The organism is Actinacidiphila guanduensis (assembly GCF_900103985.1).
In the GTDB taxonomy this organism is placed as follows: domain Bacteria; phylum Actinomycetota; class Actinomycetes; order Streptomycetales; family Streptomycetaceae; genus Actinacidiphila; species Actinacidiphila guanduensis.
Genome location: NZ_FNIE01000018.1, coordinates 22,060 through 36,228 on the forward strand (window position 1 = coordinate 22,060; position 14,169 = coordinate 36,228).

General features: G+C 75.5%; 12 protein-coding genes, 1 pseudogene and 1 riboswitch. Of the genes and pseudogenes, 6 read left to right on the forward strand and 7 right to left on the reverse strand.

The genetic code is table 11. The features are described 5' to 3' along the window. The first annotated feature begins 100 nt into the window (after nt 1-100). Nucleotides 101-910 (forward strand): phytanoyl-CoA dioxygenase family protein, encoded by an 810-nt coding sequence (locus BLR33_RS29750; RefSeq protein WP_093787751.1) that lies wholly within the window; start codon nt 101-103, stop codon nt 908-910. Between the two features lie 132 nt (nt 911-1,042). On the opposite strand, the gene BLR33_RS29755 is transcribed toward BLR33_RS29750, so the two are convergent. Continuing rightward, entirely contained in the window at nt 1,043-1,819 is a 777-nt protein-coding gene (locus BLR33_RS29755; RefSeq protein WP_093787752.1) for a M23 family metallopeptidase, read from the reverse strand. 5 nt (nt 1,820-1,824) lie between these two features. Then, nucleotides 1,825-1,982: riboswitch (cyclic di-AMP (ydaO/yuaA leader) on the reverse strand. A gap of 427 nt (nt 1,983-2,409) precedes the next feature. Here BLR33_RS29755 and BLR33_RS29760 point away from each other — a divergent pair. After that, nucleotides 2,410-3,231: an alpha/beta fold hydrolase gene (locus BLR33_RS29760; RefSeq protein WP_093787753.1), complete on the forward strand. Its 822-nt coding sequence runs from the start codon at nt 2,410-2,412 to the stop codon at nt 3,229-3,231. A gap of 293 nt (nt 3,232-3,524) precedes the next feature. Next, nucleotides 3,525-4,121, forward strand: a complete 597-nt coding sequence (locus BLR33_RS29765; protein ID WP_093787754.1) for a TetR/AcrR family transcriptional regulator — start codon at nt 3,525-3,527, stop codon at nt 4,119-4,121. 20 nt (nt 4,122-4,141) lie between these two features. On the opposite strand, the gene BLR33_RS29770 is transcribed toward BLR33_RS29765, so the two are convergent. Together BLR33_RS29770 and BLR33_RS29775 are read right to left on the reverse strand one after the other, a co-directional pair. Further along, entirely contained in the window at nt 4,142-5,158 is a 1,017-nt protein-coding gene (locus BLR33_RS29770) for a GNAT family N-acetyltransferase (protein WP_093787755.1), read from the reverse strand. A 451-nt stretch (nt 5,159-5,609) separates the two neighbouring features. Continuing rightward, nucleotides 5,610-6,236 carry a nucleoside/nucleotide kinase family protein gene (locus BLR33_RS29775; protein WP_093787756.1) on the reverse strand — a complete coding sequence of 209 codons (627 nt, stop codon included), beginning with the start codon at nt 6,234-6,236 and terminating at the stop codon, nt 5,610-5,612. 334 nt (nt 6,237-6,570) lie between these two features. Between BLR33_RS29775 and BLR33_RS29780 the strand changes: the two genes are divergently transcribed. Both BLR33_RS29780 and BLR33_RS29785 read left to right on the forward strand, forming a co-directional pair. After that, entirely contained in the window at nt 6,571-6,765 is a 195-nt protein-coding gene (locus BLR33_RS29780; RefSeq protein ID WP_093787757.1) for a hypothetical protein, read from the forward strand. Nucleotides 6,766-6,937: 172 nt separating this feature from the next. Continuing rightward, the gene (locus BLR33_RS29785) at nt 6,938-8,680 is read left to right on the forward strand and encodes a hypothetical protein (protein WP_093787758.1); all 1,743 of its coding nucleotides are present in this window, start codon (nt 6,938-6,940) and stop codon (nt 8,678-8,680) included. 413 nt (nt 8,681-9,093) lie between these two features. Here the strand turns inward: BLR33_RS29785 and yczR are convergent, their stop codons facing one another. Then, nucleotides 9,094-10,602, reverse strand: coding sequence for a MocR-like transcription factor YczR (yczR, locus tag BLR33_RS29790; RefSeq protein WP_093787759.1), 1,509 nt, complete (start codon nt 10,600-10,602; stop codon nt 9,094-9,096). A gap of 496 nt (nt 10,603-11,098) precedes the next feature. Between yczR and BLR33_RS29795 the strand changes: the two genes are divergently transcribed. Next, a complete protein-coding gene (locus tag BLR33_RS29795; RefSeq protein ID WP_031517570.1) occupies nt 11,099-11,473 on the forward strand; it encodes an RNA polymerase-binding protein RbpA in 375 nt (124 codons plus the stop codon). A gap of 204 nt (nt 11,474-11,677) precedes the next feature. Here the strand turns inward: BLR33_RS29795 and BLR33_RS37205 are convergent. From BLR33_RS37205 to fxsA, 3 genes and pseudogenes are all read right to left on the reverse strand, one after another. Next, nucleotides 11,678-12,927: pseudogene (locus BLR33_RS37205) on the reverse strand (RNA polymerase sigma factor). Between the two features lie 50 nt (nt 12,928-12,977). After that, entirely contained in the window at nt 12,978-13,328 is a 351-nt protein-coding gene (locus tag BLR33_RS29805; RefSeq protein WP_093787760.1) for a YciI family protein, read from the reverse strand. 169 nt (nt 13,329-13,497) lie between these two features. Beyond that, nucleotides 13,498-14,097 carry an FxsA family membrane protein gene (gene fxsA, locus BLR33_RS29810; RefSeq protein ID WP_093787761.1) on the reverse strand — a complete coding sequence of 200 codons (600 nt, stop codon included), beginning with the start codon at nt 14,095-14,097 and terminating at the stop codon, nt 13,498-13,500. Nucleotides 14,098-14,169: the final 72 nt, after the last annotated feature.

Consider the following 14,169-nt stretch of genomic DNA (forward strand, 5'->3'; position numbering starts at 1 on the left):
AGCCCGCCGTCCACCGGGAAGCGTCCCGCTCAGGAGCGCCCCGCACGGGCCCGCGGAAAAGCAGTGGCGGCCGGGGCGGGGTCGTGGGCATGATCGCGGGATGGCGGAACGTGCGACGGAGCAGCAGGCGGCCGAACACGACGGTCTCGCCGAGCAGTTCGTGCGGGACGGGTTCGTGAAGCTGGCGGGCGCCGTCGACGGCGGCACCGCGCGGGAGTGCGCGCGGCTGCTGTGGGAGCGGACCGGCTGTGACCCGCAGGACCCGGTGACCTGGACGCAACCGGTGCACTGGGTCGGCGACATGGCGCAGCCGCCGTTCGAGCGGGCCGTCAACAGCCCGGCGCTGCATGCCGCGTTCGATCTGCTGGTCGGACCCGGGCGGTGGGCGCCGCGCCGTTCGCTCGGCTCGTTCCCCTTGCGCTTCCCGCACGAGGAGGAGCCCGACGACGCCGGCTGGCACATCGAGGCCAGTTACCTGTTGCCCGGCGGCACCCAGCACTTCACGAACGTGCGCTCGCGCGACCGGGTGCTGCTGATGCTCTTCCTCTTCACGGAGGTCGGCGAGCAGGACGCGCCCACCCGCATCCGCGTCGGCTCGCACCTGGACGTCCCGCCGGTCCTCGTCCCCTACGGCGAACGCGGCGCCAGCATCTTCACCTTCGCCCGCGAGGTGGACGAGGCCAGCGCGCACCGCCCGGTGGCCCTGGCCACCGGCAGCCCCGGCGACGTGTTCCTGTGCCACCCCTTCCTGGTGCACGCCGCGCAGCCGCACCACGGCACCCGTCCCCGCTTCATGGCCCAGCCCCCGCTGCACCCCGCCGAGCAGATCGCCCTGGAACGCCCGGACGGCGCCTACTCCCCCGTCGAGCAGGCCATCCGGCTGGGCCTGGCGGACACGCCTCTCACCTGAACGCTCCGGGCACGCGCCAGAGCAACCCGACTCGGACGCGAACGGTGCCCGCCCGGTGGGGGGACCGGGCGGGCACCGCTGTGCCGGTGTGCAGGCCCGGCCGGAAGAGGGCCGGGGCCCGTGCGGGCGGCGTCAGATGGTGATGCCGTGCGAGGCCATGTAGGCGACGGGGTCGATGTCCGAGCCGTAGTACGGCGTGGTGCGCACCTCGAAGTGCAGGTGCGGGCCGGTGACGTTGCCGGTGGCGCCGGAGATGCCGATCTCCTGGCCCTCGGTCACCGCCTGACCGGCCGCGACCAGCGGCTGGGTGAGGTGGCCGTAGAGGGTGTACTTGCCGTCGGCGTGCTTGATGATCACGTCGTTGCCGTAGGCGCCGTCCCAGCCGGCCGAGACCACGGTGCCCGCGGCGACCGCGTGCACGGGGGTGCCGCTGCCCACGAGGAAGTCGACGCCGGTGTGGGAGCCGCTGGACCACAGCGAACCGGACGCCTTGTAGCCGGTGCCGATGGCGGCGTTGCCGACCGGCTTCATCCAGCCGCCGGCGGCAGTGGTGGCCGCGGCGGGCCGGGCGGCGGGCTTCGCGGCCGGCGCCGCCTTGAGGGCGAGCGTCTGGCCGGGGTGGATCAGGCCGGGGTCGGCACCGATCACGGACCGGTTCGCGGCGTACAGGGCCTTCCAGCCGCCGCTGACGTGGTGGGCGGCGGCGATGCCGGCGAGGGTGTCGCCCTTGACCACCTTGTAGGTGGCGGTCGTCGCGGGCGCGGGCACGACCGGCGTGGCGGCGGAGGCGTGCACGGCGCCGATCAGCGGCAGGGCGAGGGCGGCGCCACCGGTTCCGGCGGCGGCGTACAGGCGGGTCAGGCGGCGGGTGCGGGGCTTGGCCTTGCGGTGCTGGCCGGTTCCGGGCATGGCGGATGTCCTCTCCTGCGCCTGCGAGGTGAGCTGTCGGGTTCGGGCAGGAGATGCCTGGTCGCGGCGCGACTTCACCCCAAGCCGCCCGCAGCGTGGCTGCGGACGGCGGCTTACCTGGTTCCCCCGCTCCTGCCGTCGGTCGGTTCGGCTGACCCCGGGACCGGGCGGCGGCAGGATTCGGCGGCCCGCCCGGCGGGTGCGGGCCGTGCTCGGCCCGCGGCAATCGGAACCTAGGCGCACCCCCGCGCCCTCCGCAAACCTCCTTTTTCAGCACACCCGAGCGCGCCGGCCACCCTCCGCGCCGGAGTGCGCACGGTACGCACGGCCCCCTCACTCTCCGCCGAGAAAACAGGGGCATGGCGTCACACACAGCTCCGCCTCACTGGCTCCACGTGAGGGGCCCACGACTCATCGTGCGGGTCCTGTGATCCCTCTCACCGCGTCCCCATTCGATGACATACGGAAGGAATTGCCCGATACGGCCTCGGCGACAGATGATTCTCGTCGTGAGACTTCACTTGCACGAAGAGCGCGAGGCCTCTATATTCATGAGAGTCAGATCTCACGACGAAGGAAAAGGCGCAGCAATGACCACCCCCGTCACCCCCACCACCCGCACCGTCGACCTCCCGAACGGCCTGTCCGTCACCATCGAGGAGCGCGGGAGCACCACCTCGGGCAACGGCTTCCTGCTGCTGCACGGCGGCGCGGGCCCGCGGACGATGGCCGGCCTGGCGAACGCGCTGACCGAGCACGCGTACACCGTGATCCCGACCCACCCGGGCTTCGACGGCACGCCCCGCCCCGATTGGGTCGACTCGCCGGCCGACCTCGCGACCGCCTACCTCGACCTGCTGGACGTCCTCGGCCTGACCGAGGTCATGGTGATCGGCAACTCGCTGGGCGGCTGGATCGCCTCCGAGATGGCCCTGCGCGACACCAAGTGCACCATCGGCAGCGTCACCCTGCTCAACGCCCTGGGCATCCACGCGGTCAACAAGCAGAACGCGGCCGTCGACACCCGCTCACTCGCCCCGGCCGAGATCACCCAGCTGTCCTTCGCCAACGCGGCCTTCCGGCCGGACTTCTCCAGCCTCACCGACGAGCAGCGCGCACAGGGCGCCGCCAACATGCGGACGCTGGCGGTCTACGGGGGCGAGCACTTCACCCACGACCCCAAGCTGCGCCGCCGGCTGCACCGCGTCACCGTGCCGGTGCTGGTCGCCTGGGGCGAGGAGGACGGCATCGCCTCCACGGCCTACGGCCGCGGCTACGCGAAGTCCTTCGCCAACGGCCACTTCACCCCGATCGCCGAGGCCGGGCACCTCCCGCACATCGAGCAGCTGGGCCGGACCCTGGGTGCCATCGGCGACTTCGCCACCACCGTGGTGAAGCCCGAGGCCGCCTGACCCACCCGCAGTCCCGACGAACACCCCTTCCACCCCGTGCGCCGGAGCCGTCAGGGCCCGGCGCGGGGGGGGTGGGCGCTGCCGAGCAGCGCAGACCGAAAGGTGGACCCATGCCCCCGTCGACACCGTCCCCGTCCGCCCGGCAGGGCTCCTGGGCCCCGCCCGTCCGGCCGGCCGCGTCACCCTCGGCCGAGCCGTCGCCCTCGGACCCCTCGCGCCCGTCGGCCCCATCGGTCCGGTCGGCGCCACCGGTCCCGCCCTCCGGGTGGCCCGACGCGCCCGCGCCCACCGCCATGACCGGCCGCGCCAACCAGAAGCTGCGCACGCGCCGGGCGATCGTGCAGGCCGCGGCCGACCTCAGCAGGACCGGCCGCGACGTCAGCATGTCCGACATCGCCGCCGCGGCCCTCGTCTCCGAGGCCACCGCCTACCGCTACTTCCCCGACCTCGTCAGCCTGCTCCGCGAGGCCATCGCCGGCCAGCTGCCGGGCCCGGACGAAGCGCTCGCCTCGATCGCGCACTGCGCGGACCCGGTCGAACGCGTCGCCGCGGCGGCCGAGTTCTTGCTGCGCCACGTGCTGACCCGGCAGGGCGTGGTGCGCGCCATGATCGCCGGGACCATCGCCCGCCCCGCGCCGTCCGCCCGCCCCGGCCTGCGCTTCGGGCTGATCGACCACGCGCTCGCCCCCGAGGAGGAGAACGGAACCGTCGAGCCCGCCGTACTCGAACAGCTCAGGCGGGGCCTCGCCGTGGTGGTCAGCCCCGAGGCGCTCTTCACCCTCACCGACCTCTACGGCCTCGACCCGGAGGACGCCGTCGCCGGCATCGTCGCGACCGCCGCGACCCTCACCCGCGCCACCCTCCCCCCGGCCACCGGGCCGGCCTCCTAGGGCGTGCTGGTACGTGCCGGCTAGTACGTGCCGGGCGGGCCCGTCAGGCGGGAGTCGAGGGTGCGGGAGAGGCGGTAGGCGACGGGGCGGAAGCCGATCGCCGGGAAGTGCCCGGCGGCCAGCGGGGAGGCCGAGGGCCAGTTGGCCGACATGTAGCGGTGGCCGTTGTCGAACGCCCAGGCCAGGCCCGTGGCCAGCAGCACCCGGCTGATGCCCTCGCCCCGGTGGGCGGGCTCGACGTACGCCTCGGCGAGCTCGACGCAGGAGGCGGGGGTGACCGGGTCGGGCTGGGCCGGCACCAGCACGACCATGCCGATCTCCTCGCCCCGGCGCAGCGCGATCCAGGCGCCGCAGCGGGAGTCGGCGAGCGCGTCGGCGTAGTGCACGCGCAGCGCGGCAAGGGCCTGCTCGGGCTGCGGCTGGAAGGTAGCGGTGCCGCGCTGCCGCCGGGCGGACTCCGCGGCCATCCGGCCGATCTGCGGCAGGTCGCCGGGGCCCGCGCGGCGGATGGCGAGCCCTTCGACGCCGCGCGGCTGGCGGCCGCGCGCCTTGACGGCCATCAGCCCGTACACCCGCTCGCGGCCGAAGCCGAGGTCGCACCAGGGGGCAGTGGCGGCCTCGCCCGCGGGGACATCGGCGTAGTGCACCAACCGGCGGTCGGCGACGAGCCGTTCGGCGACGCGGACGTACAGCGAGCGCAGCACCTCGCTCTCCCGGCCGGACGGCAGCGCGTGGCCGCCGTGCGGGACGAGGGCGGAGCGGGGGTGGCTGCGCAGGGCCGCGGGGTCGTCGGGGCGCAGGTCCTGGGGCACCGCCGCGAGGTGGCCGATCAGGGCGCCGTCGCCGTCGAGGGCGCGGCACGCCTCCAGTCCCGGGGTGTGCTGGAGCTTGCCGAGCAGTTCGTCGCCGCGCACCGGGCCGTCGGCGAGCCAGGACCGCTGCGAGGGGGGCCGCCGGGCACGGGCGAACCAGCGGTCGTAGCGCTGCGCGGCAAGGGGTATGTGCTCGGAGGTCAGCGGCGCGGTGGCGACAGTCATGGTGCTCGTGGACGCTAGTGCCGCTCCTGCCCCGAGGGCAAGGCGAGCCCCGCCGCTCCGGGGTACAGCTCGGGACGTGCCCCGCGAAGCACCCCCAAATGCCGCTCCCCCAAGGGCGGTTCACGGCGGTCAAGGGGCCGCCTTGCGTGCACGCCGGAACCCCGTACGAAGGCGGGCAGCCGCCCGCCCGGGCCCCGCACCGGTGGCAGCCGCATGGACGGCGGCCGACCGCCCGGCTGTGCGATCCTGCGCGCACGCCCCCCGGCCGCACGCACGGGATCGGCCCGGACACACCGGGCGGGTCCTCCGGGCCGGCCGGCGTCCCGGCCGCACGCACGGGATCGGCCGGACACACCGCACGGGTCGTCCAGGCCGTACGCACCGGATCGGCCCGGATCCACCGGGCGGATCGTCCGACCGGCCGGTGCCCCGGCCGCACGCATGGGAGCGGTCAGCCGGTCCAGGCGGGGTGGCGGGGGTCGTCGGCGCGGACCAGGACGTCGGCGGTCTCCTCGGGGAGGACCTCCTCGGCGTAGCGCGCGTACGCCGGCAGGGTCCAGTGCTCGGCCTCGGGGGTGCGGCGGCGCAAGGCGGCCGGGGAGAGCCGCAGGTGCACGGTGAGGTCGAGCGGCAGCCCCTGGCCGAGCAGCAGCGGGCCGTCCAGCACCAGGACACCGCCGGGTGGCAGTTCGACGTAGCCGGCCCGGGTGGAGCGGTCGGTGGCGGGGTCGCGCAGGGAGGGCAGGGCGCGGCCGGTGCCGCCGGGGCCGAGCGGGTCGAGCACCTCGCGGCGCAGCGCCCCGGTGTCGAGCCACAGCTGGTAGTAGGCGTCGACGTCCTCGTGGCCGTACTCCAGCCGGAGCGAGGCGGACCGCCAGAAAGAGGGGGCGCTCACCCGCAGCACCGGGTGGCCGAGCGGGGGCAGCGCCTCGGCCAGGGCGTCGGCGAGGCCGGCGGGGTTCGCGGCGGGCGCGCCGTCGACGGCCACCCGCCACCAGGGGCCGGGGGCGGGACCGCGGGCGATCCGCTCGGCGAGCGCGTCGGCGAGTCTGGGCCAGGTGATCGGGGTCAGCTGCACCCGCCCATCCTGCCGGACCCGCCGGCCGGCACCCTGCGTCACCCCGCCGCCCCTTCGTCACCCGATCGGGCGAAGCGAGCCTCCGGTGCGGACGGTTGCCCCGGCGTCCGCGCGCCGGCCGAGCCCCCTCACCGAAGCTCGACCGGCCCCGGGGTCCACCCCGCACATCCGCCCCGCGATGGGCGCGAGCCCCGCCGCACCGCCGGTCCGAACTCACCCAGGTAGTGGAAATTCTCTACAAATCACCCTTTTGCCGCCGTGCGCGATCTATTACTTCTTGTGAGCCTGGAAGAACTCATGGTGACCGTCCCCATCACCTCAGGAGAAGAGCCCCATGATCCTTTCCATCTCCGGCGTCGTCCTGCTCGGCGTCATCTGCTTCCTGTTCTTCCGCAAGGACGGCCTGAAGGTGTCCCACGGAGTGGTCTGCTCGCTCTTCGGGTTCTACCTCGCGGGCACCGCCATCGCACCGAGCATCACCGCCGGCGGCGCGAGCCTGGCCAGCCTGATCGGCGGGCTCAAGATCTAGGCCGTACCCCGCGCCGGCCACTCCTGCCCCACCCGCACGGGCCTGGCAGCGGTCGCACCGCTCCCGGGCCCGTGCCCGTCCGACGAGCCCCGCCCGCCGCACGCGCGCCACCGGCCGTCCCCGCCGGCCGCGCACCCGTCCCCCCACACCCGAAACACCCCATGGAGCACCCGTGGCCAGGCGTCCCCTTCCCAGCATCCTGAGCAGCCGCCCCTCGCTCGCCCGCGGCCGCGAGCTCGCCCGCACCGCCGCCGACGGCGCCGGCGACGTGCTCCACCCGGTCATCACCATCGCCCGCGGCATGCGCCGGCAGGCCGCCTGGGCCGGCGCCTGGTGGGGCCGCACCCCCAAGGACCGCCGGATGCCCGCCCTGCTGCTGGCCGCCGCGGCCGTGGTGGTCGTCGCGATGATGCCCTACGGGCCGATCATCGCGGTCGCCGCGCTGGTGGCCTCGGCGGCCTGGGCGGGCCGGGACCGCACCACAGCGGCGCCGGGCGGCCCGAGCGAGGCCGAGGAGGTGCGGCTGCAGTCGCTCTACGAGGCCCTGGTGCCCTATCTGTCGGACGCCGGTGATCCCGCCCCGCTCTACGCCCACGACGGCGGCTGGGAGCGCGCCTTCAGCTCCTACGAGTTCCAGGACGGCCGGCTGGTGCGGCTGCACCTGCGGTATCCGGCCTACTTCACCGACGGCGAGGCGGACTCCAGGGCCCGGGTCGAGCAACTGCTGCACGCCAAGGCGGGCCGCGGCCGCGAGTACCGCTTCGACTGGAACGAGGAGGAGAACCACCTCACCCTCACCGCCCTGCCGCCGCTGCCGACGGACATCGTCGCGCAGCGGTTCGTCACTTCTCCGGGCGAGACCGTGCTCGGCTTCACCGACGCCGACGCGGTGCAGCGCACCGTCCCGGTCACGGTGCCCGCCGACGGCGGGGGCGAGGCGGCCGGCTCGGGCGCCGAGGGCGGCGCGGTGGTCAGGGACGCGCCGCCGGTGGTGTGGCGCACCGGGCCGCGCTCCACCGAGCCGCACCTGCTGGCGCTCGGCCAGCCCGGCACCGGGACCACCAGCCTGCTGCGCTCGATCGCCCTGCAGGGCCTGGTGCACGGGGACATCGTGGTCGTCGACGGCAGCGGCACCGGCGAGTACGCGTGCCTGGCCGGGCGGCCCGGGGTGCTCGCGGTGGAGGACGGGCTGCTGGGCGCCTCGGCGACCCTGGAGTGGGCGGCGCACGAGACCGAGCGGCGGCTGATCGCCGTCAACCGGGCCCGGCAGGCGGGCAACCCGGTGGCCGAGGACGTCCGCCGGCCGCTGTGGATCCTGGTCGACCGGCCCACCGCGCTCACCCAGCTCGCCCTGGCCGAGGGCCGCCCGGACCCGCAGGCGCTGCTCGACGTCCCGCTGCGGCACGGCCGGGCGGCGAACGTGGCGGTCGCCGTCGCCGACCAGCTCGACGCCACCGAGACCCTCGCGCCCGTGGTCATCGCGCAGACCAGGGCCCGGATCGTGCTCGGCCCGCTCGCCCCCGAGCACGTGCAGGCCGTCCTGGGCGCCCCCCAGCGCACCACCCCGGCCGCAGACGTGCCGCCCGGACGCGGCTACGCGCGGCTCGGCACCGGCCCGGTGCTGCGGCTCCAGGTGCCGGCCACGCCCGACCCCTTCGACGAGGAGACGCCCGCCGCCGAGCGCGCCGCCGTCCTGGCCCTGCTGCCGCCCACGGGCACGGCGATGGACGACCTCACGGACGAGGCCCGCAAGGCGGCGCAGGAGGCGGAGGCGGCCGAAGCCAAGGAGGCCAAGGAGGCCAAGGAGGCCAAGGGGGGCACGGACGGCAGGGAAGCCGGGGAGCAGCTGCCCGAGGCGGTGGCACTGGGCAAGGAGGCGGTGGTGCGGACCGTCGCCGACCTCGAACTCGGCTGACCCCGCCCCACGCCCGTTGGGCTCCGGACGCCACGGCTGCGGCCCCCGCTCCCCCACCGGGAACGGGGGCCGCGCCACGGCAAGCGGCACACGGGTCCGTACGGGCGCGTACGGCAGCGGCACGGGTACGGACGGGTCCGTACGTCACAGGCGCGGCCCATCCGGGGATCGGCCGCGGGCCGCCCGGGTACGCACCGGCCTGAGTTGCAGCAGCACGGACACCAGGCCGTACGGCTCAGGTGCGGGCACGGATCCGCACTGCACGGGCGCGGGTCCGTCAGGGAACCGGCCGCGGGCCGCCCGAAAAAGCAACGGCCCGGCCCGCGCGGCAACGGCAACCGGCGTGACCCCGTACGCGAGCCGGCTGCCACGGCCCGGCGCAGCTGCCTCCCGCTGCTCCCTCTACCGCTCGCCTATGCCACGAACAGTCCCACCGGCTCCCCGTCGGCCCCGGCGCCGTTGCGGACGAGGTCGGCGGCCTGGGCGAGGCGGGCGGCGGCCTCCTCGGCGGCGGCGCCGCTGACCGTGAAGGGGACCCGCACGTAGGACTCGAAGGCGCCGTCCACGCCGAAGCGCGGCCCCGAGGGGACCCGCACGCCGAGCCGCTCGCCCGCCACGGCCACCCGGGAGCCGGAGACGCCGCCGGTGCGCACCCACATCGTCATGCCGCCGCGCGGCACCGAGAAGCTCCACTCGGGCACATGGGCGCGCAGCGCGGCCACCAGGTCGTCCCGGCACTCGCGGGCCCGCTGCCGGCGGGCGGCCAGCGCCTGCTCCCAGTTCCCGCCGCGCAGCAGCCAGGCCAGGGCGAGTTGGTCGACCACCGGGGAGGCGAGGTCGAGGTAGGCGCGGGCGGCGACCAGGCGGCGCACGAGGTCGGGGGTGGTGCGCACCCAGCCGATCCGCAGGCCCGCCCAGATCGCCTTGCTCGCCGAACCGACCGACATCACGGTGCCGCCGTGGTCGAAGGCGGCCATCGGGCGCGGCCCCGACTCCTCGCCGTCCAGGGTGAGTTCGGCCATGGACTCGTCCACCACGACCACGGTGCCGGCCGCCCGCGCGGCCGCCACCAGCGCCCGCCGCTGTTCCTCGCCGACGAGGGTGCCGGTCGGGTTGTGGAAGTCCGGCTGGACGTACGCCATCCGCGGGGCCGCGTCGCGCAGCACCCGGCGCCAGGCGGGCATGTCCCAGCCGCCCAGGCCGTCCCTGAGGGCGACCGGGACCAGCCGGGAGCCGGTCTCGCGGAACAGCTCCAGGACGTTGCCGTAGCTCGGCGACTCCACCGCGACCCGCTCGCCGACGCCGACCAGCCGGCGGGTGGCCGCGGCGATGCCGCCCATCGCGCCGGTGGTCACCATGATCTGCTCGGGCATGGTGGGCACCCCGCGCGCGGTGTAGCGGTCGGCGATGGCCTCGCGCAGCACGGGCAGCCCGGCCGGGAAGTCGCCGTGGGTGGCGGCGTAGGCGGGCAGGTCGGCGAGGGCCGCCTGCATGGCCCGGGTGAGCCAGGGCTCGGGCGCGGGCAGCGCGGCGCAGCCGAGGTCGATCACGGAGCCCGCGGTGTCCGGCGGCAGCGGCTCCAGACTGCGGCTGGGCTGGATGTGGCCCGCGGGGATCGCGGTCCAGGTGCCGGCGCCGCGCCGGGAGCGGGCGAAGCCCTCGGTGCGCAGCGCCTCGTACGCGGCCGCCACGGTGGTGCGGCTGACGCCCAGGGCGAGGGCCAGCTCGCGCTCGGCGGGCAACCGGGCCGCGACCTGGACCCGGCCTTCGAGCACCAGCAGCCGCACCCCGTCGGCCAGCTCCCGGTAGGCGGGCAGCCGCCGGGCGCCCTCGCGCACGGAGGCTTGGGAATCGGCGACCGGACGGGGTTCGAGGAGCCGGGCGAGATGCGCCGCGCTCACCGTTGCGGTCCACTGGGGCATCGAGTGGGTCCACCTTCCGCTGATTGGCCCTGACACAACCATTTTCGCAGGCCGCATGGTGGCACGTCGGCCCGGCCGCCGCCAGGGGTCGGACCGGGCGCCGGGCGGGGGAACAACCTCGGCGGGATTCGCGCTGTTCCGGGAGTTTCCGGGGGTTTCCACGGGTTTCCCGTGCTTCCTCATGCCCCCGGGCGTTTTCACCGGGAACCGCCGGAACCCTCGGCAGTGGCCCCGATTTACTCCTGGGCGCGGCGGGCGGGTAGTGTACGCGGTTGGCCCAGCGACCTGATGGTCACTGCATGCAAAAGATACGCCGACCGCGGGTGACATACCGGAACGGATGTGACAAATCGCAGATTGCTGGGTACACACAGGGGCGACACGACGGGCGACGCACATCCCTGAACGGGAATCTTCACCGCCGACCGGACGTTGACCGGATGACGACGACAGCGACACCTGTCCTGTGGGCGACCAAGCCCGGGAGGCACGATTCATGAGTGAGCGAGCTCTCCGCGGCACGCGACTCGGGGCCACCAGCTACGAGACCGACCGCGGCATCGATCTGGCCCCGCGCCAGACCGTGGAGTACGCATGCCGGAACGGCCATCGCTTTGAGATGCCGTTCTCGGTCGAGGCAGAGATTCCGCCGGAGTGGGAGTGCCGCGCCTGCGGCCAGACCGCACTCCTGGTGGACGGAGAAGGTCCCGAGGAGAAGACCACCAAGCCCGCGCGCACGCACTGGGACATGCTGATGGAGCGGCGCACCTTGGAGGAGCTGGAGGAAGTGCTGGCCGAGCGGCTGGCCGTCCTGCGCTCCGGTGCGATGAACATCGCGGTGCACCCGCGCGACAACCGCAAGACCGCCTGACCCAGGCACCGGGCCCGCACAGGAGCGGGCCCGGCGGGGCCCGACGCGTGACGGGCCCACCCCATCCGACGCCCCCACGGGTTCCCGCACGGGAGCCCGTTTCCTATGCCCGCGTCCGCTCCTAGTGGCCGTCCACGGCCCTGCCGAGGCACCGGGGCCGGCCGCACGGGCGCCGCTGCTAATCGCGGCCGGCCCTCCCCGCGGTCAGCCGGGAAGGCCCGCGATCCGGTTCCGTACGCTCGCGCGCTCGACCTCGTTGCCGGTGAACGCCAGCGCCTCCTCGTACGCCGCGCGGGCCTCTGCGACCCGGCCCAGGCGCTCGAGGAACTCCCCGCGGGCCAGTGCCCAGTACGGGTAGCAGGCGAGGGCGGGCTCGTCCGCCAGAGCGTCCACGGCGGCGAGCCCGGCCCGCGGACCGGCGGCGAAACCCACCGCGACCGCCCGGTTGAGGGCGGCCACCGGGTCCGGCCGGCGCCGCAGCAGCAGGTCGTACAGGCCGACGATCTGCGGCCAGCCGTCTCCTGCCACGAGGGCGCCTCGGCGTGCACGGCCGCGATGGCCGCCCGCAGCGCGAAGGGTCCCGGCCGGCCCCGGCGCAGCGCCCGCCGTACCAGGGCCAGGCCCTCGGCGACGGCGGCGGCGTCCCAGCGACCACGGTCCTGGTCGGCGAGGAGCACCGCCCGCCCCCGCGCGTCCAGCCGGGCCGCCCGCCGGGCGTCGGTGAGCAGCACCAGCGCGAGCAGCCCGGCGGCCTCCCCGTCGCCGGGCAGCAGTTCCACGAGCATCCGGGCCAGGTCCCGGGCGCGGCCGATCAGGTCCGGGCGCGTCAGGTCGGGTCCGCCCGGCGCCACATGGCCGGTGGTGAAGAGCAGGTCCACCACCGTCAGCACCGCCCCGATCCGCTCGGGCAGCTCCTCGGCGGCCGGGATGCGGTACGGGATGCGGGCCGCGGCGATCTTCTTCTTCGCCCGGGTGATCCGGGCCGCCATCGTCGCCTCCCCCACCAGGAACGCCCGGGCCACCTGCGGGGTGGTCAGCCCGCACACCAGCCGCAGGGTGAGGGCCACCTGGGCCGGGCGGGACAGGGCCGGGTGGCAGCAGGTGAAGACCAGCCGCAGCCGCTCGTCGGCGATGTCCTCGCCGTCCTCCGGCCCCGCGCCGGCCTCGTCCTCGGCGAGCAGCGGCAGCGCGGTGCGCAGGAAGGCGTCGCGCCGGATCAGGTCCACCGCCCGATTGCGGGCCGCCGTGGTGAGCCAGGCGCCGGGGCGGGCCGGCACCCCCGTGGCACCGGCCCAGGCGACCAGCGCCTTGGCGTAGGCGTCCTGGACGCACTCCTCGGCGAGATCCAGGTCGCGGGTGACCCGCACGGTGGCCGCGAGCACGAACGCCCACTCGGTGCGGTGCGCCCGCGCGACGGCGTCCGCCGCCGACGCCCGCGCCCGGTCGCTCGCCATCGGTCCCCCCTTCCCGCCTTTCCCGTCTGCCCGGTGGACGCCAGGAGCTGTCAGTGCAGCGGCCGGACCTCGACCGCGGCCTCACCCGTGCGGCCGAAGTACGGCAGCCGTTTGGCGACGGCGAGGGCGGCGTCGAGGTCGGGGACGTCCACGACGTAGTAGCCGCCCAGCGCCTCCTTGGTCTCGGCGTAGGGGCCGTCGGTCACCAGGAAGCCGCCCTCGCCGTCCTCGCGGACGACCGTGGCCGTCGCGGACTGCTGCAGGTGGGCGCTGGCGGTGATGACGTCCTTGTGGGCGCGGGCGAAGGCCGCGTGCGCCTCGTCGTGGGCGCGGTGGGCCGCCTCGTCGGCGGCGTCCCAGTCGGCCTCGTTGTCGTGGATGAGCAGCAGGTACTGCGCCATGGCTCGGTCGTCCCCATTCTCCGCGGTCCTCCGCGGTTCCTCGCGGTACGCGCCGGTGGCGTGCGGCCACCGGTCCGTACGGAGGGCGCATTCGCGCGCCCTTCACTGCACCGACGAACGGGACGGGGCCCGAATCGACACCTCGGCGCCGCGAATCGGGGCGCCGGGCTCAGTCGCGGTCGACGACCTCGCCCTGGATGACCTTGCCGCCCCCGGAGGGGCCACCGGAGCCGTCACCGGACGGGCCGCGGCCGGGACCGCCGCCGGGCCCCGTCGGGCCGCCCATGGGTCCCATGGGGCCGCCGGGCGGGAAGTCGAGCGGGACCCCGCGGCGGCGCAGCGAGCGGTCCAGCAGGCGCCCGGCGAGCCGGCGGACCGGCGGCAGGAGCAGCAGCAGACCGACCGCGTCGGAGAGGAAGCCGGGGATGATCAGCAGCAGGCCGCCGAGCATGGCCAGCCCGTTGCGCCCGCCGCCCTCCGGCGGCCGCGGCACCGTGCCCTGCTGCTGGGCGGCGACCTGGGCCGTCAGGTTCCGCCAGGCGCTGCGCCCGGCCCGCTTGACGGCTGCGGCGCCGAGTACGAAGCCGGCGACGATGCAGAGCAGGACGACGAAGCCGTTGGTCGCCGAGGCCACCTCGACCAGCAGCCAGATCTCCAGCACCGCCCAGGCCGCGACGGCCAGCGGGAGCACCGTGCGCATCCGCGAGCGCGCGGGCCGCGGGCGCACCGGGGGCGGTGTCGGCGGGGACGTCGTGGGCGGAGTGGTCATACCTCAAGTGTGCCAAAGACCGGGTAAAGCCCGGATACGGGAGCCTGCCGCGGTGGACCCCGGCGGCGCCCG